The sequence below is a fragment of the gamma proteobacterium symbiont of Axiagastus rosmarus genome (assembly GCF_059730925.1).
Genome location: NZ_AP035925.1, coordinates 1675442 through 1698391 on the forward strand (window position 1 = coordinate 1675442; position 22950 = coordinate 1698391).

A 22950-nucleotide genomic window follows, 5' to 3' on the forward strand; every position below is an offset into this window, starting at 1 on the left:
ACAATTCCCTCGCCGCTGGCGGGAGAGGGAGCCGCACGAGCCGGCATTGTTTACCGGACAATTTCCTCGCCGCTGGCGGGAGATGATGGGGTACGGGCCTGCATCATACTGCTGGACAATTCCCTCTCCCGCTGGCGGGAGAGGGTTAGGGTGAGGGCAATCCCTCGCCATCAACAAAGGATCTCTCCCTTGACCGATTTCGAACACTACTACCAACGTATTCGCCGCCAGCAAAAGCGCGACACGCTGCTGTGGTCGCTGCTGCTGGTAGCGCTTTATCTCGCGGCCGGCAACGTGGCGGAATTCAACCTGGTCACGGTCTGGCAATCGCTGCCTCACTTCTTTGACTACATCGGCGCGACGCTGCCGGTGCTGCACCTGCCGCTGCTGTTCGCGGACGTCAAAACCGAAGGTTCGCTGGCTTATTGGGGCTATCGTCTGCACTTTCAGCTGCCGCTGATCTGGGAAACCCTGCAGCTGGCGCTGTCCTCCACCCTGATTGCAGTGCTGATCGCCGCCGTGCTGGCGTTTTTCGCCGCTGATAACACCCAGTCGCCGCGCAGCCTGCGCATGGCGATTCGCGCCTTTGTTGCCTTCCTGCGCACCATGCCGGAACTGGCGTGGGCGGTAATGTTCGTGATGGCATTCGGCATCGGTGCCATCCCCGGCTTTCTGGCGCTGGCGCTGCACACCATCGGCAGTCTGACCAAACTGTTCTACGAATCGATTGAGAGCGCCTCCGACAAACCGGTGCGCGGTCTCGCCGCCTGTGGTGCCAGCAAGCTGCAGCGTATGCGCTTCGCCTTCTGGCCGCAGGTGAAACCGACCTTTCTCTCCTACAGCTTTATGCGGCTGGAAATTAACTTCCGCTCCTCCACCATCCTCGGGCTGGTGGGCGCGGGCGGCATCGGTCAGGAGCTGATGACCAACATCAAACTGGATCGCTACGATCAGGTCAGCATGACGCTGCTGCTGATCATCGTGGTGGTGTCGCTGCTGGATACGCTATCCGGCTGGCTGCGCCGTCGTGTGGTTGAAGGAGACGTAAAATGATCGCCTTAGCGCCCGACGTGGCGAAACTGAAACAGCAGCATGCTGCACTGTTTGCCGCGCAAAACCGTTATTTGCGGCGCATCGCGCTGATTGCGCTGGCGCTGGTGCTCTACTATCTGTTCTTCTTCAGCGTGTTCGGCATCGACTGGCAGCGCTTTGTCATCGGCTGCCAGCAGCTCGGACGCTATTTCCTGCGCATGTTCGTCTGGCAGGATTTCGTCAACTGGCCGTTTGGCTACTATTTCTCGCAGGTCGGCATCACGCTGGCTATCGTGTTTGCCGGCACGCTCACCGCCACCGTCATCGCGCTGCCGGTCTCCTTTCTGGCGGCGCGCAATGTGATGCACGATCCGCTGACGCGGCCAATATCGCTGCTGGTGCGCCGGCTGCTGGATGTGCTGCGCGGCATCGACATGGCCATCTGGGGATTGATCTTCGTGCGGGCGGTAGGCATGGGGCCGCTGGCCGGGGTGCTGGCGATTGTGATGCAGGACATCGGCCTGCTGGGCAAGCTGTATGCCGAAGGGCATGAAGCGGTTGAACGCTCACCCAGTCGCGGCCTGAGCGCAGTGGGGGCCAACAGCCTGCAAAAACACCGTTACGGCATTTTTACCCAATCGTTTCCCACCTTTCTCGCGCTGAGTCTGTATCAGATTGAGTCCAACACCCGCTCGGCGGCGGTGCTGGGCTTTGTCGGCGCCGGTGGCGTCGGGCTGGTCTACGCCGAAAACATGCGCCTGTGGAACTGGGATGTGGTGATGTTCCTGACCGTGATTCTGGTGGTAGTCGTGATGGTGATGGACGCCATCTCCAGCCGACTGCGTAAACGCTACATCACCGGGAAAGGGGTGCCGCTGTGGCAGCCTGCCGCGCGCGACTGAGCCGTTCACTGCGCTGCCAGGCGCGCTCCAGCGCCTGCACCAGCTGCGCCTGTTGCCAGGGTTTCGCCAGCCGTTCACACAGCGGCAGCGTCACCGGCGTCTGGCGCAGATCCTGACCGCTGATCAGCAGGGTGGCCAGCTGTGGCCACTGCTGCTGCGCCTGACGAATCACATCCGCACCGTTCAGGGCACCCGGCAGCATCAGGTCACTGATCAGCAGATCGATATCCGGCGTCTGGCGCAGCAGCGTCAGCGCGCTCTCACCATCAGCACACTCCAGCGTCAGATAACCCAGCTGATGCAGATGTTCGCACAGCGTCTGGCGCACCGCCGGCTCGTCATCCAGCACCAGTATCAGGCGATCGCGGCTGGCGCGCGGCGTCAGCACCGGCGCGCTCACCAGCGGCTGCGCGGCTTCCGGCGCGCGCGGCAGCAGCAGCCGCACCGTGGTGCCCTGGCCCGGCGCGGTCTCCAGTTCGATCTGTCCGCCGGACTGGCGCACAAATCCGTACACCATCGACAGCCCCAGCCCGCTGCCGCTGCCGGTGGCTTTGGTGGTAAAGAAGGGTTCAAACACCTGTTCCCGCACCTCGGCGGACATGCCGCAGCCGTGGTCAATCACTTCAATGGTGACGCGGTCGCGCTTGACATCGGCCTCCTGAATCCGCTGATTCCAGATGCGCAGGCGGATCTCGCCGCTCTGGCGCTCCATGGCATCGCGCGCGTTCACCACCAGATTCATCAGGGCGTTCTCCAGCTGGCCGGCATCAATCCACGCCGGCCAGCCGGGGCGCTGCGCATCCACCACCAGATGCTGGCCGGGCAGCAGGGAGTGCTGCAGCAGCGACTGCAGATTTTCCACCAGTTCCACCACCGCAACGGCACGCGGATAAAGCGCCTGCTTGCGTGAGAAGGCCAGCAGGCGCTGCGTCAGCTGAGCGGCGCGATCGGCGGCCAGACGCGCGCGCTCAATGCGGCTGGCCAGCGTGCCGGGCGGCAGCTGATCGACGGTCAGCGCCAGGCTGCCGATGATCACCGCCAGCAAATTATTGAAATCGTGCGCCAGGCCGCCGGTCAGCTGACCGACCGCTTTCATCTTCTGGCTGTGCAGCAGTGCCGCTTCCAGCGCCTTACGTGAGGTGCGCTCCAGCACCGTGTTGACCATGCCGCGCCGCGGCACCGGGCTGAAGCGCAGTTCCAGCGTGCGGCCATCCGGCAACCTGACTTCCTGCGCGTCGTGCAGGCTGCTGAGCTGCACATCGACGCGATCGAGCAAACGCTGATAGTGCATGCCGCGATGCAGCTCGCGCGGCGCGAAGCCCAGCAGTTCGGCGTACTGCGCATTCCACACCACCAGTTGACCGCTGTTATCAAACAGCGCGAAGCCGTCGCGCATGGCGAGGAAGGTCGATTCCAGCTGGTTACTTTTCTCTTTCAGTAGCTGCGAAGTGTGCGCCAGCGAAGCGGTGTTGCGGGCGAACACGTTAAAGGCGCGCGCCAGATCGCCCAGCTCATCGCGCCGTGCCAGGCCGGGCACGCTGACGCTTTTCTCCCCCTGCGCCAGCCGCGTCATGGCGTGCGCGATGGCGGTAAGGCTGGAGCCGAGATTGCGGTAGATGTAGTAACCGGCGTAACCGGTAATCAGCAGCGCCAGTAGCATAAACAGACCGATGAAACCGATGATTGAATCCAGTTCCTGATGGGCGGTGGCGCTGCGCGCATCGCTCTGCTGCGCTACCAGCTGAACGTAGTGGGTGATGTCTTCGTTGAGCATCGCCACCAGCGCCTTGATGCGATACGTGGCGTAGGCGATGGCGATGTCACTCTGCTCCAGCTGACCGGCCACCGGCAGCAGCTGCTGGCTGGTGCTGACCAGCCGCGCGCGCTGCATCGCCAGCACGCCCTGCAGCGGCAGCGCAGACCAGATCGGCAGCACGCTGTTGAGCTGTTGCACTGCGGCCTGCGGCGTGGCGGACTGAATTGCCACGGTTAACAGCGCGGCCGTCTGCTGGCGCAGCGGCAGAAACGCGCCGTCGCTGGCCAGCAGGTCGATACGGTTGAGCAGCAACTGCGCCTGCCACAGGCCGCTGAGCATCACGTTACGCTGTAAATGGCGCTGATGCCCCTCCAGCAGCAGCTGGCTGATGCTTTGCTCCAGCATCTGGCTGCGCTCGCGGATGCGTGCCAGCAGCGCCGGCTGCTGTGCGGCCAGCGGTGCGCTGGCCAGCTGACTCAGCGACTGCTGCAGCGCCTGCTGGGTCTGCTGCAGGCGCGCCGATTCGCTCTGGTATTCGAGCGCGCCCACCACCTGCGCCAGCCGCACCGCGGCGATAGCGACATTGGCCGTATCACGCGCCAGCGCCAGGCTGCCGTTCATATCGGCCAGCGTTTGTGCCTGCGCCTGCTCCTGAATGTGACCGGCGTGGCGAAAACCAAAAATAGCCACCAGGCTCACCGCCAGCGTAACGCTCACCACCAACAGGTTAAACATCAGCAGGCGCCCGCGCGCGCCGGCGTGCCAGTGCAGACTGTGACTCATTGCTGCCGCTCCTTACCGCTCAACTCCGGCGAGTATAGAAGCGCGGCCGGAGCGCAATATGACAAATATGAACGGCGTCTGACATTTTCCATTTATCTGGCGTTGCTTAACTCGCGGCTATCCACTGGCAGCAGGAGCCTGAAGATGGCGGCGACACCGATATTAGAAATGCGGGCAATTACCCGGCGCTTCGGCAGCTTCTATGCGCTGAAAGGCGTCGACCTGACCGTCTGGCCGGGTGAAGTGCACGCGCTGATGGGCGAAAACGGTGCCGGTAAAAGTACCTTAATGAAGATTCTGGCCGGCGCGTATACCGCCAGCAGCGGGGAAATTCTTATCGATGGTCAACCCTACGCGATCAGGGGCCCGAAAGAGGCGCTGGCGGCAGGGATCACCCTGATTTATCAGGAAATCAACCTGGCGCCGAATCTGACGGTGGCAGAGAACATCTTTCTCGGCAGTGAAATTTCCCGCGGCGGGCTGGTGAAGCGTCGCCAGATGGCGGAAGAAGCGCAGCAGGTGATTAACCGCCTTGGCGCGCAGTTCAGCGCCACCGATCTGGTGAGCCGCCTGAGCATCGCCGAACAGCAGCAGGTGGAAATTGCCCGCGCGCTGCATCGCAACAGCCGCATCCTGGTGATGGACGAACCCACCGCTGCGCTCTCGAATCGCGAAACCGAACAGCTGTTTGCGCTGATCAAACGCCTGCGCAGCGAAGGCATGGCGATCATCTACATCAGCCACCGCATGGCAGAAGTGTATGAACTCTCCGATCGCGTCAGCGTGCTGCGCGACGGCCAGTACGTCGGCAGCCTGACGCGCGAACAGCTGAACGCCAGCGAACTGGTGCGCATGATGGTCGGCCGTCCGCTCAGCGATCTGTTCAACAAAGATCGCGCCATTACCTTCGGCGAAATCCGCCTGGCGGTAAATCATCTGACCGACAACCGCAAAGTGCATCCCAGCAGCCTCGCGGTGCGCGCCGGGGAGATCGTCGGACTGGCCGGACTGGTCGGTGCCGGCCGCAGCGAGCTGGCGCAGCTGATTTTTGGTGTGCATCAGCCAGCCGGCGGGGAAATCTGGATCGACGGTGAAAAAGTGCAGATTCACTCGCCGCGAGACGCCATTGCGCGCGGCATCGGTTTCCTGACCGAAAACCGCAAAGAGCAGGGGCTGTTTCTGGAACTGGCGGCGCAGGAAAACATCGTGATGGCCACACTTGAGCGCGATGCCAGCTACGGCCTGCTTAACCGGCGCAAAGGGCAGAAAATCGCCAGCGAGGCGATTCAATCACTGAATATCCGCGTGCCGCACGCCCAGGTGCGCGCTGGCGGTTTATCCGGCGGCAACCAGCAGAAGCTGCTGATTTCGCGCTGGGTATCGATAGCGCCGCGCATCCTGATTCTGGATGAGCCGACGCGCGGCGTGGATGTCGGCGCCAAGAGTGAAATCTACCGCATGATGAACCAGATGGCGCAGCAGGGCGTGGCGATTTTGATGATCTCCAGCGAGCTGCCGGAAGTGGTGGGCATGAGCGACCGCGTGTACGTGATGCGCGAAGGCACCATCGCCGGCGAGCTGAGCGGCGAGCAGATTAGCCAGGAAAACATAATGACACTGGCCACCGGCGCGCAGCCGGTCCAGGCCTGAGGAGACGGGAATGACCAGTGAAACCGCACGCGTAAAAAGTCCAACGCTAAAACGTGCGTTGATGAGTGACCTGCTGCAAACCGTGGGTATCTTGCCGATTCTGATCCTGATCGTGGCGGTATTTGGCTTTGTCGCCCCGAACTTTTTTACCGAAGCTAACCTGCTGAATATCACGCGTCAGGCCTCCATCAACATTGTGCTGGCGGCGGGCATGACGTTTGTCATTCTCACCGGCGGTATTGACCTGTCGGTTGGCTCAATGCTGGGTACCACGGCGGTGGTGGCGATGGTGGTGTCGCTCGATCCGGCGTTTGCCGGGCTGACCATCCCGGCCGCGCTGGGAGCCGGGCTGATCATGGGGCTGTTCAACGGCATTCTGGTCGCCTGGGCGGGCCTGCCACCGTTTATCGTCACGCTGGGCACCTATACCGCGCTGCGCGGGGCGGCCTATCTGCTGGCTAACGGCACCACGGTGATTAACTCGGATATCAACTTTGAGTGGATAGGCAACGGTTATCTCGGCCCGATCCCGTGGCTGATTATCATTGCGTTTGCGGTGATTGCGTTGTGCTGGTTTATTTTGCGCCGCACCACGCTTGGCGTGCACATCTATGCGGTGGGCGGCAACATGCAGGCAGCGCGCCTGACCGGTATTAAAGTCGGCGCGGTACTGGTGTTTGTCTACGCCATGAGCGGCCTGCTGTCCGGGCTGGGTGGCCTGATGAGCGCATCGCGCTTGTACAGCGCTAACGGCAACCTCGGCGTGGGCTATGAGTTGGACGCGATCGCCGCGGTGATTCTTGGCGGGACCAGCTTTGTCGGCGGCATTGGCACTATTACCGGCACGCTGATTGGCGCGCTGATTATCGCCACGCTGAACAACGGCATGACGCTGATGGGCGTGTCGTACTTCTGGCAGCTGGTGATTAAGGGCGGGGTGATCATCATTGCGGTGCTGATCGATAAGTACCGTACGCGGCATCACGTGGGGTGAGGGCGTGCGCTGGCTTTGGCCCTCACCCCAACCCTCTCCCGCGCGCGGGAGAGGGGGCAGCCCGGTGAGAAGGGGTAACTAACGTGCTTCACCTGAACACCACGCAGAACGGTTCCCTCTCTCGCTTGCGGGAGAGGGGGCTGTCCGGAGGGAAGATTTAGAAACAAGTGCTTCACCTGAACACCACGCAGAACGGTTCCCTCTCCCGCTTGCGGGAGAGGGCCAGGGTGAGGGCAAAGGCAATCAGGGCATAAAATCAAAAAAGCAGGAGAACATCGACTATGCGTTTTAATCCGATTATCACCGGACTGCTGGCCGCGACACTGTTCAGTGCGCCATTTGTGCAGGCCAAAGAACTGAAATCCATCGGCGTGACGGTGGGCGATTTGGCTAACCCGTTCTTCGTCCAGATCACCAAAGGGGCGGAGCTCAAGGCGCGTCAGCTGGCGGGCGATAAGGTCAACGTGACGCTGGTCTCCAGCGGCTATGATCTTGGCCAGCAGGTGGCGCAGATTGACAACTTCATTGCCGCTAAAGTGGACATGATCATCCTCAACGCTGCCGACTCCAAAGGCATCGCGCCGGCGGTGAAGCGTGCGCGTGATGCCGGCATCGTGGTAGTGGCGGTGGACGTGGCCGCGGACGGTGCCAATGCCACCATCACCTCTGACAACACCCAGGCCGGGGCCATGGCCTGTAAATACATCTCCGACCGCCTGAAAGCCAAAGGCAACGTGGTCATCATCAACGGACCACCGGTGTCAGCGGTGCAGAACCGCGTGGAAGGCTGCATGAATGAGCTGAAAACCCACCCGGATATCAAACTGCTCTCTTACAACCAGAACGCCAAAGGCAGTCGCGAAGGCGGACTGGAAGTGATGACCGGTCTGCTGTCGGCCAATCCGAAGATAGATGCCGTGTTCGCCATCAACGATCCTACCGCTATCGGTGCCGATCTGGCGGCGAAACAGGCGCAGCGTAGCGAATTCTTTATCGTCGGCGTCGATGGATCGCCAGACGGCGAAGAGGCGCTGAAGCGCAAAGGCTCGCTCTTTGTCGCAACGCCAGCCCAGGATCCGCAGGTGATGGCGGCTAAAGCAGTTGAGATTGGCTATGACATCCTGCAGGGCAAGCCAGCGCCGGATAAGCCGGTGCTGATTCCGGTAACGCTGATCGATCGTAACAATGTCAGCAGCTACAAAGGCTGGACGGTGAAATAAGCCACACGGGCGTCGCGGTGCACATGCGCGCCGCGACGCCCGCCGGAGACGCAGCTATGCAACGTTCCGAAGTTAACGCGATTTTGCAACTGACCCGTGAATTCTTTCTGCGGCAGGATGTGCATCTGCCGCCGTGGGCCGATTACGGTCTCAGCCAGTGGCGTGCGCTGGACACCTCAGCCGCTGCCGAACTGCTGGCGCTGCACCTCGGCTGGGATGTCACCAGTTTTGGTGCCGATGATTTCAGCCAGACCGGCCTGACGCTGTTTACCCTGCGCAACGGTTCACGCGGCGGACAGCCGTGGGGCAAACCGTATGCGGAGAAGATCATGCACGTGCGCGAAGGGCAGGTGACGCCGATGCATTATCATCCGCAAAAAATGGAAGACATTATCAACCGCGGCGGTGGCAACCTGATTATCACGCTACACAATCGCGACGGCGATCGGCTGGCGGATTCGCCGGTACAGGTCACGCTGGATGGCATCTGCCAGACCCATGCCGCCGGCTCCCAGCTGCGGCTGTCACCCGGCGAAAGCGTCACGTTACTGCCCGGTGTCTGGCACAGCTTCTGGGGCGAAACCGGCTACGGCGATGTGCTGGTGGGCGAAGTCTCCATGCCCAATGACGATGAGCACGACAACGTCTTTCTTACCCCGCTGGCGCGCTTTAATCCGATTGATGAGGATGAAGCGCCGCGCTGGCTGCTGTGTAACGAATATCACCGCTGGCTGGCATAACAGGAGTGTTCCATGGCACTGATCTCTCTGGCGCAGGGCCTCGCCCATGCGCAGCAGCACGGTTACGCGCTCGGCGCGTTCAACGTTCTCGACACCCACTTTCTGCGCGCGCTGTTCCATGCGGCGGAGCAGCAGCGTTCACCGTTTATCATCAACATTGCCGAGGTGCATTTTAAATACGTCAGCCTGGAACCGCTGATCGCCGCTATCCGTGCCGAAGCGGCGCTGCACGCCATCCCGGTGGTGCTCAACCTCGATCACGGCCTGCATTTTGATGCGGTGATGCAGGCGATTCGTCTCGGCTTCACCTCGGTAATGTTCGATGGTTCAACCCTGAGCTATGACGAGAACATTCGCCAGACGCGGGAAGTGGTGAAGATGTGCCACGCGCTGGGCATTTCGGTCGAGGCTGAGCTGGGCGCCGTGGGCGGCGATGAGGGTGGCGCGCTGTTTGGCGAAGCGGACAGTAATAAATTCACCGACCCGGCGCTGGCGGCGGAATTTGTCCAGGCAACCGGCATCGACTGCCTCGCAGTGGCCATCGGCAACGCGCACGGCAAATACAAAGGCGAGCCAAAGCTGGATTTTGACCGTCTGGCGGCGATTCGCGCAGCGGCCGGCATTCCGCTGGTACTGCACGGCGGTTCCGGCATCAGCGACGCCGATTTCCGTCGCGCCATCAGCCTCGGCATTCACAAAATCAACTTCTACACCGGGATGTCGCAGGCGGCGCTCGGGGCGATTGAAACGCAAATCACCCAGCGCGACGCGCGCTACGACTCTTTTGCCGAACTGTTAATGGCGGTTGAACGCGACATCGCCAGCGTTGTGGCCCAGCAGATGCAGGTGTTTGGCAGCGCCGGGAGGGCCTGACATGGCAGCACGCAACGGCATTCTGGCGGCGGGTAATATGCTGGTGGATCACGTGCAGCGCATCAGCCACTGGCCAGAACAGGGCTGGCTGGCCGAAATTAGCCACAGCGAGAAATGCAGCGGCGGGGCGGCGCTGAATGTGCTGTTTACCCTGGCGCGCATGCAGGTCGGTCTGCCGCTGGCCGCCGTGGGGATGCTGGGCGAGGACAGCGACGGCGATTACCTGCTGCAGCTGCTGGATGAACATCATGTGGATCATCAGCACGTGCAGCGCACCGGTGCGGCAGCCACGGCGATGACGCAGGTGATGACCGCGCCGGACGGTCAGCGCACCTTTTTTCACGCGCGCGGGGCCAATGCGCAGCTCGATGTGGCGCACTTTGCTCACCTCGCCACCGCGCACCGCATCTTCCACCTCGGCTATCTGCTGTTACTGGATAAGCTCGACCAGCCCGATGTGCAGTACGGTACCCGCAGTGCCCGGCTGCTGGCGGAGATGCAGCAGCGTGGCTATCTCACCTCGCTCGATCTGGTTTCGCGCGCCGGCGAGTATCAGGCGCTGGTGAAGCCGGCACTGCGCTGGCTCGATTATCTGGTGATTAACGAACTGGAAGCGCAGGCGCTCACCGGCATCGAGCTGCGCAGCAGTGGCACGCTGGCGTCACCGGCGGCTTTTGCTGCTGCGGCACGCTGGCTGCTGGCACAGGGTGTGCGCCAGCGCGTGGTAATTCATGCACCGGAAGGCGCCTGGGGCCAGCAGTCAGCGGGCGACGGCCTGTGGCAGCCCGCCTGGTGCTTAGCGGCAGAGGAGATTGTCGGCAGCGTCGGGGCGGGCGATGCCTTCTGCGCCGGCGTGCTCTACGCCAGCCATCAAAACTACAACCTGCAGCAGACGTTAAAACTGGCCCATACCTGCGCCAGCTTTAATCTGCATGCGGCCAACGCGCTGGACGGCATCCGGCCACTGAGCGAGATGCAGCGCTGGATGAATCAGGCGATTTGCGTTTCGCGCGCCGCGGCGGACGGGCGCATCACATCGGCGGAAAAAACATAGCCCAGTCCGCGAATGGTGCGGATCAGGATCGGCTGATGCGGATTAGCCTCGATTTTGCGTCTGAGGCGCATGATCAACACATCAATGGTGCGATCGAACACGTCGAGGCTCTCGCTGTGGGTCAGCTCCAGCAGCTGGTCGCGCGTCAGGACCTTACGCGCGTGGCCGACCAGCGCGCGCAGCAGGCTGTATTCGCCCTGGGTGAGCGGTACGCTTTCACGCTGCGGATTGAACAGCTGACAACGCACATCATCCAGCCGCCAGCCATTAAACTGCCAGCCGTCATCAATCACCGTTTCCGGCTGCGCCAGTCGCCCGCAGCGGCGTAGCGCCGCACGGGCCCGCGCCACCACCACGCGGGGATTAAAGGGTTTGGCGATATAGTCGTCGGCGCCCATCTCCAGTCCAACCACCATATCGGCTTCCGATCCCATGCCGGTCAGCATGATCACCAGCAGCTCAGGGCGCTGACGCTGCATCTGCTGTAATACCAGCAGGCCGTTGGTATCGGGCAGCATCATATCCAGCATCACCAGGGAGATTTCCGGATGCTGCGCCAGCAGCGCCAGGGCGTCGCGCCCCTGATGACAGCTATAAACGGTAAACACATGTTCGCTCAGCACATCGTGCAGCAATTCGCAGATGGCACGATCATCATCAACGACCAGAATCGCGGGCTTCATTGCACTGCCTCTTTTGTTGCGAAAGGGTTAAACGCAGTGTAACCCGGCGTTTTTAAGCTGCTGAAACGCGCAGCAGAAACGTGAGCGCCATCGCCTGGCAGAGTGTGAAAGCGTGCGTTACCGCAATATTTCACCCCCGGCTGCGCACGGCGGGAAAACGTTTGCGCGCAGGTGGTGCAATGCACCATAATCGCGCCTCGTTCTGGTTCAGAATTTTCTTAGCCGCAACGGCACGCTAAAACGAAAACGATTGCGTCAGGGAGTGGCATAGCAATTGCTATGTGGACAGGGGATAGCACACGACGTTCTGCTGCCAGCGGTGGCAAAACGCCGGCATAAAAAAATAATTTTCCTCACTTTTTCCGCGTCAGCTTAGCCACCACGCGCGGAATAGCGGGAAAACGCCTTGGCAAGAGAGAGCAGGCCTGCGGGCCGTCTCCGCTGATGAGAGATGATGATGTTAGAAAAACTTTTTAAGTTAAAAGCACACCACACCACGGTGCGCACCGAAATCATTGCCGGTATTACGACCTTTCTGGCAATGGCCTACATCCTGTTTGTGAACCCCAGCATCCTCGGGGCGACCGGTATGGATAAAGGCTCGGTGTTTGTCGCCACTTGTCTGGCTGCAGCCATCGGTTCGATTCTGATGGGCCTGATCGCCAACTATCCGATCGCGCTGGCACCGGGCATGGGCCTGAACGCCTTCTTCACCTACACCGTGGTGCTGCATATGGGCTACACCTGGCAGATCGCGCTGGGTGCGGTGTTCCTCTCGGCGGTGATCTTCTTTGCACTGTCGATTTTTAAAATTCGCGAATGGATTATTGCCAGCATTCCGCTGCCGCTGCGTGCCGGGATTGCGGCAGGCATTGGCCTGTTCCTCGCACTGATTGCGCTGGAAGGGGCGGGCATCGTGGTGGATAACCCGGCTACGCTGGTCGGTCTGGGCGACCTGACCAAACCGGGTCCGCTGCTGGCGCTGCTGGGCTTCTTTATCATTGTGGTGCTGGAAGCGCGTCGCGTGACCGGCGCCGTACTGATCGGCATTCTGGTTGTTACCTTTATCTCGATGGGCATTGGCCTGACACCGTTCGCGGGCGTGTTCTCTGCGCCGCCGTCGATTGCGCCGACCTTTATGCAGCTGGATATCGCCGGCGCGTTCAACGTTGGCCTGGTGAGCGTGATCTTTGCGTTCCTGTTTGTCGACGTGTTTGATAACACCGGCACGCTGCTGGGCGTGACGAAACGCGCCGGTCTGGCCGATGAGCAGGGCAACGTGCCGAAAATGGGCCGTGCGCTGATCGCCGACAGCGCCGCTGCGCTGTTCGGTTCACTGCTGGGTACCTCAACCACCACCAGCTATGTGGAGTCCGCTGCGGGCGTCAGCGCCGGCGGCCGTACCGGTCTGACGGCGATTGTGGTCGCCATTCTGTTCCTGCTCAGCCTGTTCTTCTCGCCACTGGCGGGTAGCGTGCCGGTCTACGCCACGGCGCCAGCGCTGCTGTTCGTCGCGGTGCTGATGGCTTCCGGTCTGGCAGAAATTGACTGGAAAGATGTCACCACGGCGGCACCGGTCACCGTGACCGCGCTGACCATGCCGCTGACTTACTCGATCGCCAACGGTATCGCCTTTGGTTTTATTACCTGGACGGTGGTGAAACTGCTGAGTGGCCGCACCAAAGAGGTCAATGCGGCGCTGGTGATTCTGTCGATTCTGTTTGTGATTAAACTCGGCTGGCTGAGTGCCTGATGCTGTGTAACGGAAGCCCGCCCGGGCTTCCGTGTAAGTTGTTACATTCGCGCAATCATTGTTTGCGTGATGTCTCGCAATTCCTGCCCGTCGCCACTTTTCTCTTTCAGGCCTGTTGTTTACTGTCTTTCCGTAAATTCTGCCATGCGCAAATTTTTTGCCTGCAGTGGCGGGATCGTGGAATGTTTAATCGCTGCCGCTCTGCTTAAATAGCGGTGGAGTGAGGCGATGACACAAGGTTGCTGAAGAAGGACAAGATAATGGATTATCCCGTTTGCACGCTGCCGCATCGGTTGCCGCCTCGCCTTCTGGCGTTAAGAAATCAGGGAGCACCGCTAATGGTACGATTAACCCAACACGTGGAACAGCTGACGAATTCCACCCAGCTGTTACAGCAGGATGTCGCGGTCCTGACCGCGCGTTTTGAAAACCTTGCCACCAGAGCGGACGTGGAACGCGTGCGTACCGAACAGGGGCTGATGTGCAATCAACTGATGAATGAGATCGGTCAGGTGGAGAAGCGCATCGATAAAAAGTTCGAACAATTAAATGACAGGCTGATCTGGACCCTCATGCTGCCGGCTCTCCTCGCCGTACTGGCATGGTTGGTAAAAGTGGCGGTGCTGAAAATTTAAGGTTGCCAGCAGAAATCCGGCCCGTCCATGGGCCGGAACAGCGGATTTAGCGGAAGGGCGGTTCGTTGAAGGTACGTAGTTTCCTGGAGTGCAGTTTGTCACCCTCGGCGCGCAGCAGCTCAACGGCGCAGATGCCAATCTGCAGATGTTCCGAGATCGCGCCCTCATAGAAACGGTTGGCCTGGCCGGGCAGCTTGATTTCACCGTGCAGCGGTTTATCCGAGACGCACAGCAGGGTGCCGTACGGTACGCGGAAACGATAACCCTGTGCGGCAATGGTGGCGCTCTCCATATCCACCGCCACCGCGCGGCTCAGGTTGAAGCGTAACGCAGATGCGGAGTAGCGCAGCTCCCAGTTGCGGTCGTCCGTGGTGACAACCGTACCGGTGCGCAGGCGCTGCTTCACCTCTTCGCCGGGCATACCGCTGACCGCTTTGGTGGCGTCGTACAGGGCACGCTGCACCTCCGCAATGCTCGGGATCGGGATATCCGGTGGTAATACGCTGTCCAGCACGTGGTCGTCACGCAGATAGGCGTGCGCCAGCACGTAATCGCCGATGCTCTGGCTTTCACGCAGGCCACCGCAGTGACCAATCATCAGCCACGCATGTGGGCGCACCACCGCGAGGTGGTCGCAGATGGTTTTGGCGTTCGACGGACCGACGCCAATATTCACCAGCGTGATGCCGCGACGATTGGGCGAGGTTAAATGCCAGGCGGGCATCTGATGCTTCTTCCACGCCAGATCCGACATCATCGCCGTTGGGTCCTGCGTTTCCGCCGTGATCACCACATCGCCGGCGCAGGCGAGACTGTCGTAAGGCGTGCTGGGGTCCTGCACCTGCTCAATCGCCCAGCGCACGAACTCATCGACGTAGCGCGTGTAGTTAGTGAACAGTACAAACGGCTGGAAGTGTTCTACCGCGGTGCCGGTGTAGTGACGCAGGCGCGCCAGGGAGAAATCGGTGCGCAGCGCGTCGAAATGCGACAGCGGGAACAGCGCGTCGGCGTTGAACAGGCCATCAGCGGTTTCATCGCCAATCTGCGACAGTTCGGTCGTCGGGAAATGGCGCGCAATACTGACGCTCATGGAGCGGTCCAGCGACAGGTCGGAGCCATCAATCACATAGGGATAAGGGATTTCCTGCTGTGACGGACCCACCTCAATCAGCACGTCGTACTCTTTTTCGATCATCTGCAGCTGTTCGCTGAGATAGTGACGCAGCAGCGCCGGGCGCGTGATGGTGGTGCTGTAGCGACCGGTGTGGGTAAAACGTCCCCAGGCGCGGGTGCGATTTTGCTGCGGGCCTTCACCCTGCCAGGTGATGCGCAGCTCCGGATAGACAAACAGCCCCTGCTGGCGCAGCCCGGCGTCCGGCAGTGTGCCGCTGGCAGTGAACGTGCGAATGGCGTTGCGCAGCGCTTCAACCGCGTCGTCATACAGACGCTCCAGTTGATCCAGCGCCTGTTCGGTGGTCAATCCGTTCCGTTGCGTATTCATAGATTCTCCTTCAGCAATTTGGACCGATTTGACCAGAGCATAGCGGATAAACCTCTCATCACGATGAAGAATCTGTGATCGACCGCATTCTGCACCATCACGGTGCTGGTAGGCGGCAAAAGGCTGGCTATGTTTATCAGGTGCAGGGAGGCCACATCGCACGTTTTCCGCCCGGCTGCGATGCCGCTGCAAAAAAATTGTCACCGATTGTCTTCTCTGGCGAGCTTTTTGCTTAAATTTCAACCGTGGTCGCACAGACCACACTGCTCTCGAAGTGTTTCAGATTGATTTCTCCCAGGCCGTGGTATGGCTCCGTTCCTGACCCGTTGAGGATTGAAAGCATGTCTTTGAAATTCATAAAACACCCATTGAAGGTGGTGATGGCAGGTTGTTTAAGCATGGCGTTCTACGCGCAGGCTGACATAAAGATCGGCGTGGCCGGTCCGTTTACCGGACCGAATGCTACGTACGGTACACAATACTGGAAGGGCGCCAGCCAGGCCGCGGCGGACATTAACGCGGCGGGCGGCATAAACGGTGAAAAAATTGTGCTGGTGCAGGGCGATGACGCCTGCGAACCCAAGCAGGCGGTGGCCGTTGCCAACCGGCTGGTGGATCAGGACAAAGTGATGGCGGTGGTGGGCCATTTCTGCTCATCCTCGACCATGCCAGCCTCAGAGGTGTATGACGAGGCGGGCGTACTGGCGATTACGCCCGGTTCAACCAATCCACAAATCACCGAGCGCGGCATGAAAACCCTGTTCCGCATGTGCGGGCGGGATGACCAGCAGGGGACAATTGCCGCTAACTATATTCTCGATACGCTGAAAGCGAAGAAAGTGGCGGTGATCCACGACAAAGACACCTACGGTCAGGGGCTGGCCGATGCCACCAAAGCGGCGCTGGAGAAACGCGGCGTCAAAGAGGTGCTGTATGAGGGGCTGTCGCGCGGTGAAAAAGACTTCAACGCGCTGGTCACCAAAATCGGCGCGGTGAAACCGGATGTGGTCTATTTCGGTGGCTGCCATCCGGAGGCGGGTCCGCTGGTGCGTCAGATGCGCGAGCAGGGCGTCAATGCGGCTTTCTTCTCCGGCGACTGCATCGTGACGGAAGAACTGGTGACTGCCGCCGGCGGTCCGCAGTTCACTAAAGGCGTGTACATGACCTTCGGCAATGACCCGCGCACCATCGCGGATGGCAAAGCGGTGATTGAAAAATTCCGCGCCAGCGGTTTTGAGCCAGAAGGGTATACGCTCTACGCCTACGCCTCCATTCAGGCTCTGGCCGCCGCCTACAAAGCGGCAGGCAAAGACAATGAAAAAGCCAGCGACTGGCTGAAGGCCAACAGCGTTGACACCGTGATGGGCAAGAAGGCATGGGACGAAAAAGGCGACCTGAAAGTCTCGGATTACGTGGTCTATCAGTGGGATGACAAAGGCAAATATCACCAGCTGTAATTCGCTCTGCGGCCCCGCGCGCAGCGGGGCCGTTCGCATCTGAGCGTGTCCTGTGCACGCCTTCCACCTGCGAGAGACAATATGGACGCCTTCTTTATACAGCAGCTGATTAACGGCCTGACGCTGGGCGCGGTCTACGGGCTGATCGCCATCGGCTACACCATGGTTTACGGCATTATCGGCATGATCAACTTCGCCCACGGCGAGGTGTACATGATCTCTGCTTATCTGTGTGCGATCGGGCTGGCGCTGCTCAGCTACTTTGGCATTCACTCCTTTCCACTGCTGATCTTTGGCACGCTGTTGTTCACCATCGTGGTCACCGCCGCTTACGGCTGGGCCATTGAGCGCATTGCCTATCGTCCGCTGCGCAATTCCACCCGGCTGGCACCGCTGATCTCTGCCATTGGTATGTCGCTGATTCTGCAAAACTATGTGCAGCTCAGTCAGGGACCGAATCAGCAGGGCATTCCTACTCTGCTCAGCGGTGTGCTGCGTATGGAGATTGACGGCGGCGTGGTGCAAATCACCTGGACCAAAGTGTTTATCCTGGTGGCGGCGCTGTGCGGGATGGCGCTGCTGACCTGGATTATCCAGTACACCAAACTGGGCCGTATCTGCCGTGCGGTCCAGCAGGATCGGCGCATGGCGTCGATTCTCGGTATCAATACCGACCGGGTGATTTCGCTGGTGTTTGTCATCGGCGCGGCGATGGCCGGGCTGGCCGGGGTGCTGGTTACCATGAACTACGGCACGTTTGATTTCTACGCCGGCTTCATTATCGGCATCAAAGCCTTCACCGCGGCGGTGCTGGGGGGCATCGGTTCGCTGCCCGGTGCGATGCTGGGCGGTTTGCTACTGGGCGTGGCCGAGGCGCAGTTCGCCGGGCTGGTGAACTCTGATTACAAAGATGTGTTCTCGTTTTCGCTGCTGGTGGTGATTTTAATCTTCCGTCCGCAGGGACTGCTGGGCCGGCCGCTGGTCGCCAAAGTGTGAGGAAGCCAGAATGAATGCAATGACGCAAACAGGCGGCATCCGTCAGGTGCTGCTCGACACGCTGCTGGCCGGTGCCGTCGCGCTGGTGGTGTTCGGCCCGGTAGTGGGCGTGGTACTCAGCGGCTACAGTTTTACGCTGTCGCCGCTGCGCGTGGCGCTGCTGGTGGCGGTGGTGATGGCAGGACGTTTGTTGCTGGGGCTGTTTCTGCATACCGCCGTGGGGCGCCGTTTTCTGCGCAAGTTTGAGGGCAACGATGACGGCGTATACGTGCGTGAACCCGGGTACCGCTCGCGCCTGCGCTGGATAATACCGCTGCTGCTGGTTGTGGCCCTGGCGTTTCCGTTTCTCTCCAGCAAGTATCTGCTGACGGTAGCGATTCTCGGGCTGATCTATGTGCTGCTGGGACTCGGGCTCAATATCGTGGTCGGCCTCGCCGGGCTGCTCGATCTGGGCTATGTGGCGTTTTACGCCATTGGTGCTTACGGGCTGGCGCTGGGCTATCAGTATCTCGGGCTGGGTTTCTGGAGCATGATCCCCATCGCTGCGCTGCTGGCAGCATTGGCCGGTGCGCTGCTCGGCTTTCCGGTGCTGCGCATGCACGGTGACTATCTGGCCATCGTCACGCTCGGCTTCGGTGAAATTATCCGGCTGGTGCTGAATAACTGGCTGTCGTTCACCGGGGGCCCGAACGGCGTCTCGGTGCCGTCACCGACCTTTCTCGGCCTTGAATTCGCCCGCCGGGCAAAGGAGGGCGGCATACCGTACCACCAGTTTCTGCATCTCGATTACAACCCCAACATGAAGTTCATCTTTATCTACGTGGTGCTGGTAATGGTGGTGCTGCTGGTGCTGTTTATCAAGCACCGGCTGACGCGCATGCCGATTGGCCGGGCGTGGGAAGCGTTGCGTGAAGATGAAATCGCCTGTCGCGCCATGGGGCTGAATCACGTGCTGGTGAAGCTGTCAGCCTTTATGCTCGGCGCCTCAACCGCCGGTATTGCCGGGGTGTTTTTTGCCAGTTACCAGGGGTTCGTTAATCCCACCTCGTTTACCTTTTTTGAGTCCGCGCTGATTCTGGCCATCGTGGTGCTGGGCGGGATGGGCTCGACGCTTGGCGTAGTGCTGGCCGCGTTTGTGCTGACGGTGGCGCCCGAGCTGCTGCGCAGCTTTGCCGAGTACCGCGTGCTGCTGTTTGGCATGTTAATGGTGCTGATGATGATCTGGCGTCCGCGCGGCCTGGTGCGCACCGCACGCGTCGGTGTGCCGCTGAGAAAAGGAGTACGCCATGAGTGATGCCATCCTGCAGGTTGATAACCTGATGATGCGCTTTGGCGGCATCAAAGCGCTGAATGATGTCAGCCTGCGCGTGGAGCGCGGCTCGGTCACCGCGCTGATTGGCCCCAACGGCGCGGGCAAAACCACGGTATTTAACTGCCTGACGGGATTTTATCGCGCCAGCGGCGGGCGCATCGTGCTCAATGCCCATCAGCGCAGCACCGATGTGATCCAGGTGCTGGGCCAGAAGATTCAGCCGGGTGACTGGCTGCGGCCGGCGCGGCTGGGCTCGCGTATCTGGTACAAGATGTTTGGCGGCGCACATCTGGTCAACCGCGCCGGTCTGGCGCGCACCTTCCAGAACATCCGCCTGTTTCGCGAGATGTCGGTGGTGGAAAACCTATTGGTGGCGCAGCATATGCAGGTCAACCGTCAGTTGCTGGCCGGCATTCTCAATACCCGCGGCTATCGGGCGGCGGAGAGTCGCGCGCTCGATCGCGCTTTTTACTGGCTGGAGCGCGTTGATCTGGTCAGCAGTGCCAATCGGCTGGCCGGTACGCTCTCTTACGGCCAGCAGCGCCGGCTGGAGATTGCGCGCGCCATGTGCACCCGGCCGGAACTGATCTGCCTGGATGAGCCCGCAGCGGGGCTTAATCCGGTCGAAACCGAGGCGCTGAGCCAGATTCTGCATCAGCTGCGCGCCGATCACCGCATCAGCGTGCTGTTGATTGAACACGATATGCCGATGGTGATGCGCATTTCCGATCACATCGTCGTGCTGGATCACGGTGACGTGATCGCCCAGGGCACGCCGCAGCAGATTCGACACGATGCGAAGGTGATCGCCGCTTATCTCGGCGCGGAAGAGGAGAGCGAGCATGGCTGAAGCAATGCTGGCGTTTGAACAGGTGGATGTGTTTTACGGCCCGGTGCAGGCGCTGAAGCAGGTGTCGCTGACCGTGGCGGAAGGGGAAACCGTGGCGCTGATTGGGGCCAACGGTGCAGGAAAATCCACGCTGCTGATGTCGATTTTTGGTCAGCCGCGCATTGCCAGCGGTGAAATTCGCCTGCGCGGAGAACCCATCAGCCAGCGGTCGACCCATTTTATCGCCGCCAGCGGTATTGCCCAGGCGCCGGAAGGACGGCGCATCTTTCCGGATATGACGGTGGAAGAGAACCTGCTGATGGGCACCATCGCCATCGGCGAGCGCTACATGAAGCAGGATAAAGAACGAATGTACACGCTGTTTCCACGCCTGCTGGAGCGGCGAAAACAGCGGGCAATGACGCTCTCCGGCGGCGAGCAGCAAATGCTGGCGATCGCCCGCGCGCTGATGAGCCGGCCGCGTCTGCTGCTGCTGGATGAACCCAGCCTCGGGCTGGCCCCGCTGGTGGTAAAGCAGATTTTCAGCATCCTGCGTGAGCTGACGCAGCAGGGCATGACGCTGTTTCTGGTGGAGCAGAACGCGCGCCACGCGCTGCAACTGGCGGATCGCGGTTATGTAATGGTCAATGGCGAAATTCGTCTGAGCGGCAGCGGCAGCGAACTGTTGCACAACGAAGAGGTGCGCAGCGCCTATCTGGGCGGCAGCGTCGGCGCGGGCGGGGAGTCAGCAAAAAGTTTGTAATAATGATTAAATGGTGACGGGAAACACTTTGCATAATCGTTAGCAGCCTATCATCATTATTACTCTACTTCTTAACCAAAGTGATTTGGTACTCCCTTGCAAAATCCTGGCGTAGCAGTAATGCGGGCGATCAGAAACACGGCGTGGTATCCCAAACGCCGTGCTTATCGCACGCTGTTGTGGCGTGAAATCACCCCACTGGCGGTGCCCATCTTTATTGAGAACCTGTGCGTGATGCTGATGGGGGTTCTCAGTACTTTTCTGGTGAGCTGGCTGGGCAAAGAGGCGATGGCAGGCGTTGGGCTGGCCGACAGCTTTAACATGGTGATCATCTCCTTTTTTGCCGCCATCGATCTCGGTACCACGGTGGTGGTCGCGTTCAGCCTGGCCAAACGCAACGGCAAGCGTGCGCGTGCGGCGACGCGGCAGTCGCTGGGATTGATGACGGTGCTGGCGTTTGTGCTGGTCATCGCCATCGAGTTCTGGGGGCATCTGATTGTTGACGTGATTGCCGGCAACGCCGAGCCGCAGGTCAAAGAACTGGCGCTCAGCTATCTGCAAACCTCCGCGTGGAGCTATCCGGCGGCGGCGATTGCGCTGATAGGCAGCGGCGCGTTGCGCGGTGCCGGCAACACTAAAATTCCGATGCTGATTAACGGCGGCATGAATATCCTGAATATCATCATCAGTAGCGTGCTGATCTACGGTGCGCTCGGCTGGGAAGGGATGGGATTTGTCGGTGCCGGGCTGGGATTAACCATTTCACGCTATATCGGCGCGGCGGCGGCCATTTACGTGCTGTATCGCGGCATCAGCCCGGCGCTGAAAATCACGCTGGCCAGCTATTTCCGCCGCTGGGATCGCAACATCCTGATGGAAGTGCTGGGGATTGGCGTACCGGCCAGTATCGAATCGGTGTTGTTTAACGGCGGCAAACTGCTGACGCAGATTTTTGTCGCCGGCATGGGCACCAATGAGATCGCCGGTAATTTTATTGCCTTCTCCATCGCCACGCTGATTAACCTGCCGGGCAACGCGCTGGGTTCTGCGTCGACCATTATCACCGGCAGGCGCTTAGGGAAAAATCAGGTGATGCAGGCGGAGCGGCAGATCAAGCATGTATTCTGGCTGGCGATGATTGGGCTATGTACGCTGGCGTTTATCACCGTGCCGCTGGCGGGCACGCTGGCGCGATTCTACACCCGCGATCCGCAGGTGATTGAGGTAACCAAACACCTGATCTGGCTGAATGCCGCCTTTATGCCTGTCTGGACCGCCTCCTGGGTGCTGCCGGCCGGGCTAAAAGGCGCGCGCGACGCACGGTACACCATGTATGTATCGATGTTCAGTATGTGGGGCGCGCGCGTGGTGGCCGGTTATCTGCTGGGTATAGTGCTGGGCATGGGGGTGATTGGCGTCTGGCTCGGTATGTTCCTCGACTGGACGGTGCGCGGTATCTGTTTCTGGTGGCGTTTGACCAGCGGCAAATGGCTGAACAATTACCGCAAAATGCTCGCGAAGAGCAGTGGCCCACAGGGCTGAGGAATCCCCACAAAAAGACAGGCACAGGGTTTTGTGATCGGGTTATTGCGCCAGCAAAAAAAGATCGCACCCTATGCCTGCCATACCCGGCCCCGCCTCAAGCCGCACGGCTATTTTCGGACTGACCGCTGCCTTTCCGCTGGCAACCTAACTCAGCGCTTTCGTGAATTCGAACGTGATGCGACAACTGTGCGCCTTGCCACGCATACGGGCCGCTTCAGCGTTTACACAAATCTTCAGGCTTGCAGCCCGGAGCAGTACAGTACAAAAAGCTTGCCTTCATCGTGGCGGTTATACATCCAGCTGCGATGATTCAGCGCGAGTGAGATGATCGATGGCTGTCAGGCTGGCGCAGCCCGAACAAGCTGCCTGCACCGGCTCATCACCTGCTGAGCCCTCGCCAGTAAACCTAAAAAATTTTTTTATTTTCCTTAAGAATTGTCTTTATTGCGCCGTCCTGAAAATGAGAGCTTTC

The 22950-nt window shown here is 60.3% G+C and carries 20 protein-coding genes; 17 read left to right on the forward strand and 3 right to left on the reverse strand.

Annotated features, from left to right (window positions below):
* The first annotated feature begins 189 nt into the window (after positions 1 to 189).
* A complete protein-coding gene (gene phnE, locus AC6I8F_RS07675; protein WP_152390698.1) occupies positions 190 to 1053 on the forward strand; it encodes a phosphonate ABC transporter, permease protein PhnE in 864 nt (287 codons plus the stop codon).
* Complete coding sequence (gene phnE, locus AC6I8F_RS07680) at positions 1050 to 1934, forward strand: phosphonate ABC transporter, permease protein PhnE (RefSeq protein ID WP_058757355.1); 885 nt, start codon at positions 1050 to 1052, stop codon at positions 1932 to 1934. Before phnE (AC6I8F_RS07675) ends, phnE (AC6I8F_RS07680) begins: the two co-directional genes overlap by 4 nt.
* On the opposite strand, the gene AC6I8F_RS07685 is transcribed toward phnE (AC6I8F_RS07680), so the two are convergent.
* Positions 1888 to 4473: an ATP-binding protein gene (locus AC6I8F_RS07685; protein WP_498028696.1), complete on the reverse strand. Its 2586-nt coding sequence runs from the start codon at positions 4471 to 4473 to the stop codon at positions 1888 to 1890. The two genes, phnE (AC6I8F_RS07680) and AC6I8F_RS07685, sit on opposite strands and share 47 nt — an antisense overlap.
* Positions 4474 to 4617: 144 nt before the next feature.
* Here AC6I8F_RS07685 and AC6I8F_RS07690 point away from each other — a divergent pair, with 144 nt between their 5' ends.
* The 6 genes from AC6I8F_RS07690 (at position 4618) to AC6I8F_RS07715 (ending at position 11004) form a co-directional block, all read left to right on the forward strand.
* Positions 4618 to 6123, forward strand: a complete 1506-nt coding sequence (locus AC6I8F_RS07690; RefSeq protein WP_059012350.1) for a sugar ABC transporter ATP-binding protein — start codon at positions 4618 to 4620, stop codon at positions 6121 to 6123.
* A gap of 10 nt (positions 6124 to 6133) precedes the next feature.
* Positions 6134 to 7117, forward strand: a complete 984-nt coding sequence (locus tag AC6I8F_RS07695; RefSeq protein ID WP_021509811.1) for an ABC transporter permease subunit — start codon at positions 6134 to 6136, stop codon at positions 7115 to 7117.
* Between the two features lie 281 nt (positions 7118 to 7398).
* A complete protein-coding gene (locus AC6I8F_RS07700; protein ID WP_058757358.1) occupies positions 7399 to 8337 on the forward strand; it encodes an ABC transporter substrate-binding protein in 939 nt (312 codons plus the stop codon).
* Positions 8338 to 8393: 56 nt separating this feature from the next.
* Complete coding sequence (locus AC6I8F_RS07705) at positions 8394 to 9077, forward strand: D-lyxose/D-mannose isomerase (RefSeq protein WP_141495269.1); 684 nt, start codon at positions 8394 to 8396, stop codon at positions 9075 to 9077.
* A 12-nt stretch (positions 9078 to 9089) separates the two neighbouring features.
* A complete protein-coding gene (locus AC6I8F_RS07710; RefSeq protein WP_058757359.1) occupies positions 9090 to 9950 on the forward strand; it encodes a ketose 1,6-bisphosphate aldolase in 861 nt (286 codons plus the stop codon).
* Between the two features lies 1 nt (position 9951).
* A complete protein-coding gene (locus tag AC6I8F_RS07715) occupies positions 9952 to 11004 on the forward strand; it encodes a carbohydrate kinase family protein (protein WP_497998770.1) in 1053 nt (350 codons plus the stop codon).
* Here the strand turns inward: AC6I8F_RS07715 and AC6I8F_RS07720 are convergent.
* Complete coding sequence (locus tag AC6I8F_RS07720; protein ID WP_104188831.1) at positions 10941 to 11687, reverse strand: response regulator; 747 nt, start codon at positions 11685 to 11687, stop codon at positions 10941 to 10943. The two genes, AC6I8F_RS07715 and AC6I8F_RS07720, sit on opposite strands and share 64 nt — an antisense overlap.
* Before the next feature lie 457 nt (positions 11688 to 12144).
* Between AC6I8F_RS07720 and AC6I8F_RS07725 the strand changes: the two genes are divergently transcribed.
* Positions 12145 to 13440 carry an NCS2 family permease gene (locus AC6I8F_RS07725; protein ID WP_031280170.1) on the forward strand — a complete coding sequence of 432 codons (1296 nt, stop codon included), beginning with the start codon at positions 12145 to 12147 and terminating at the stop codon, positions 13438 to 13440.
* A 260-nt stretch (positions 13441 to 13700) separates the two neighbouring features.
* On the forward strand, positions 13701 to 14075 hold the full coding sequence (locus AC6I8F_RS07730) for a hypothetical protein (protein ID WP_338670994.1): 375 nt from the start codon (positions 13701 to 13703) through the stop codon (positions 14073 to 14075).
* A gap of 46 nt (positions 14076 to 14121) precedes the next feature.
* Here the strand turns inward: AC6I8F_RS07730 and AC6I8F_RS07735 are convergent, their stop codons facing one another.
* Positions 14122 to 15576: an AMP nucleosidase gene (locus AC6I8F_RS07735; RefSeq protein WP_498028697.1), complete on the reverse strand. Its 1455-nt coding sequence runs from the start codon at positions 15574 to 15576 to the stop codon at positions 14122 to 14124.
* Between the two features lie 74 nt (positions 15577 to 15650).
* Between AC6I8F_RS07735 and AC6I8F_RS07740 the strand changes: the two genes are divergently transcribed.
* The 7 genes from AC6I8F_RS07740 (at position 15651) to AC6I8F_RS07770 (ending at position 22475) form a co-directional block, all read left to right on the forward strand.
* Positions 15651 to 15812: a hypothetical protein gene (locus AC6I8F_RS07740; RefSeq protein WP_155519940.1), complete on the forward strand. Its 162-nt coding sequence runs from the start codon at positions 15651 to 15653 to the stop codon at positions 15810 to 15812.
* Between the two features lie 162 nt (positions 15813 to 15974).
* Positions 15975 to 17033 carry a branched-chain amino acid ABC transporter substrate-binding protein gene (locus AC6I8F_RS07745; protein ID WP_498028791.1) on the forward strand — a complete coding sequence of 353 codons (1059 nt, stop codon included), beginning with the start codon at positions 15975 to 15977 and terminating at the stop codon, positions 17031 to 17033.
* 81 nt (positions 17034 to 17114) lie between these two features.
* The gene (locus AC6I8F_RS07750; protein ID WP_021509822.1) at positions 17115 to 18029 is read left to right on the forward strand and encodes an ABC transporter permease subunit; all 915 of its coding nucleotides are present in this window, start codon (positions 17115 to 17117) and stop codon (positions 18027 to 18029) included.
* A 10-nt stretch (positions 18030 to 18039) separates the two neighbouring features.
* A complete protein-coding gene (gene livM / locus AC6I8F_RS07755) occupies positions 18040 to 19323 on the forward strand; it encodes a high-affinity branched-chain amino acid ABC transporter permease LivM (RefSeq protein ID WP_215787653.1) in 1284 nt (427 codons plus the stop codon).
* Entirely contained in the window at positions 19316 to 20191 is an 876-nt protein-coding gene (locus tag AC6I8F_RS07760) for an ABC transporter ATP-binding protein (protein ID WP_021509824.1), read from the forward strand. The genes livM and AC6I8F_RS07760 overlap by 8 nt, the downstream gene beginning before the upstream one ends.
* Positions 20184 to 20933, forward strand: coding sequence for an ABC transporter ATP-binding protein (locus tag AC6I8F_RS07765; RefSeq protein ID WP_058757363.1), 750 nt, complete (start codon positions 20184 to 20186; stop codon positions 20931 to 20933). The genes AC6I8F_RS07760 and AC6I8F_RS07765 overlap by 8 nt, the downstream gene beginning before the upstream one ends.
* A gap of 120 nt (positions 20934 to 21053) precedes the next feature.
* The gene (locus AC6I8F_RS07770) at positions 21054 to 22475 is read left to right on the forward strand and encodes an EmmdR/YeeO family multidrug/toxin efflux MATE transporter (RefSeq protein ID WP_498010222.1); all 1422 of its coding nucleotides are present in this window, start codon (positions 21054 to 21056) and stop codon (positions 22473 to 22475) included.
* The last annotated feature ends 475 nt before the right edge of the window (positions 22476 to 22950 follow it).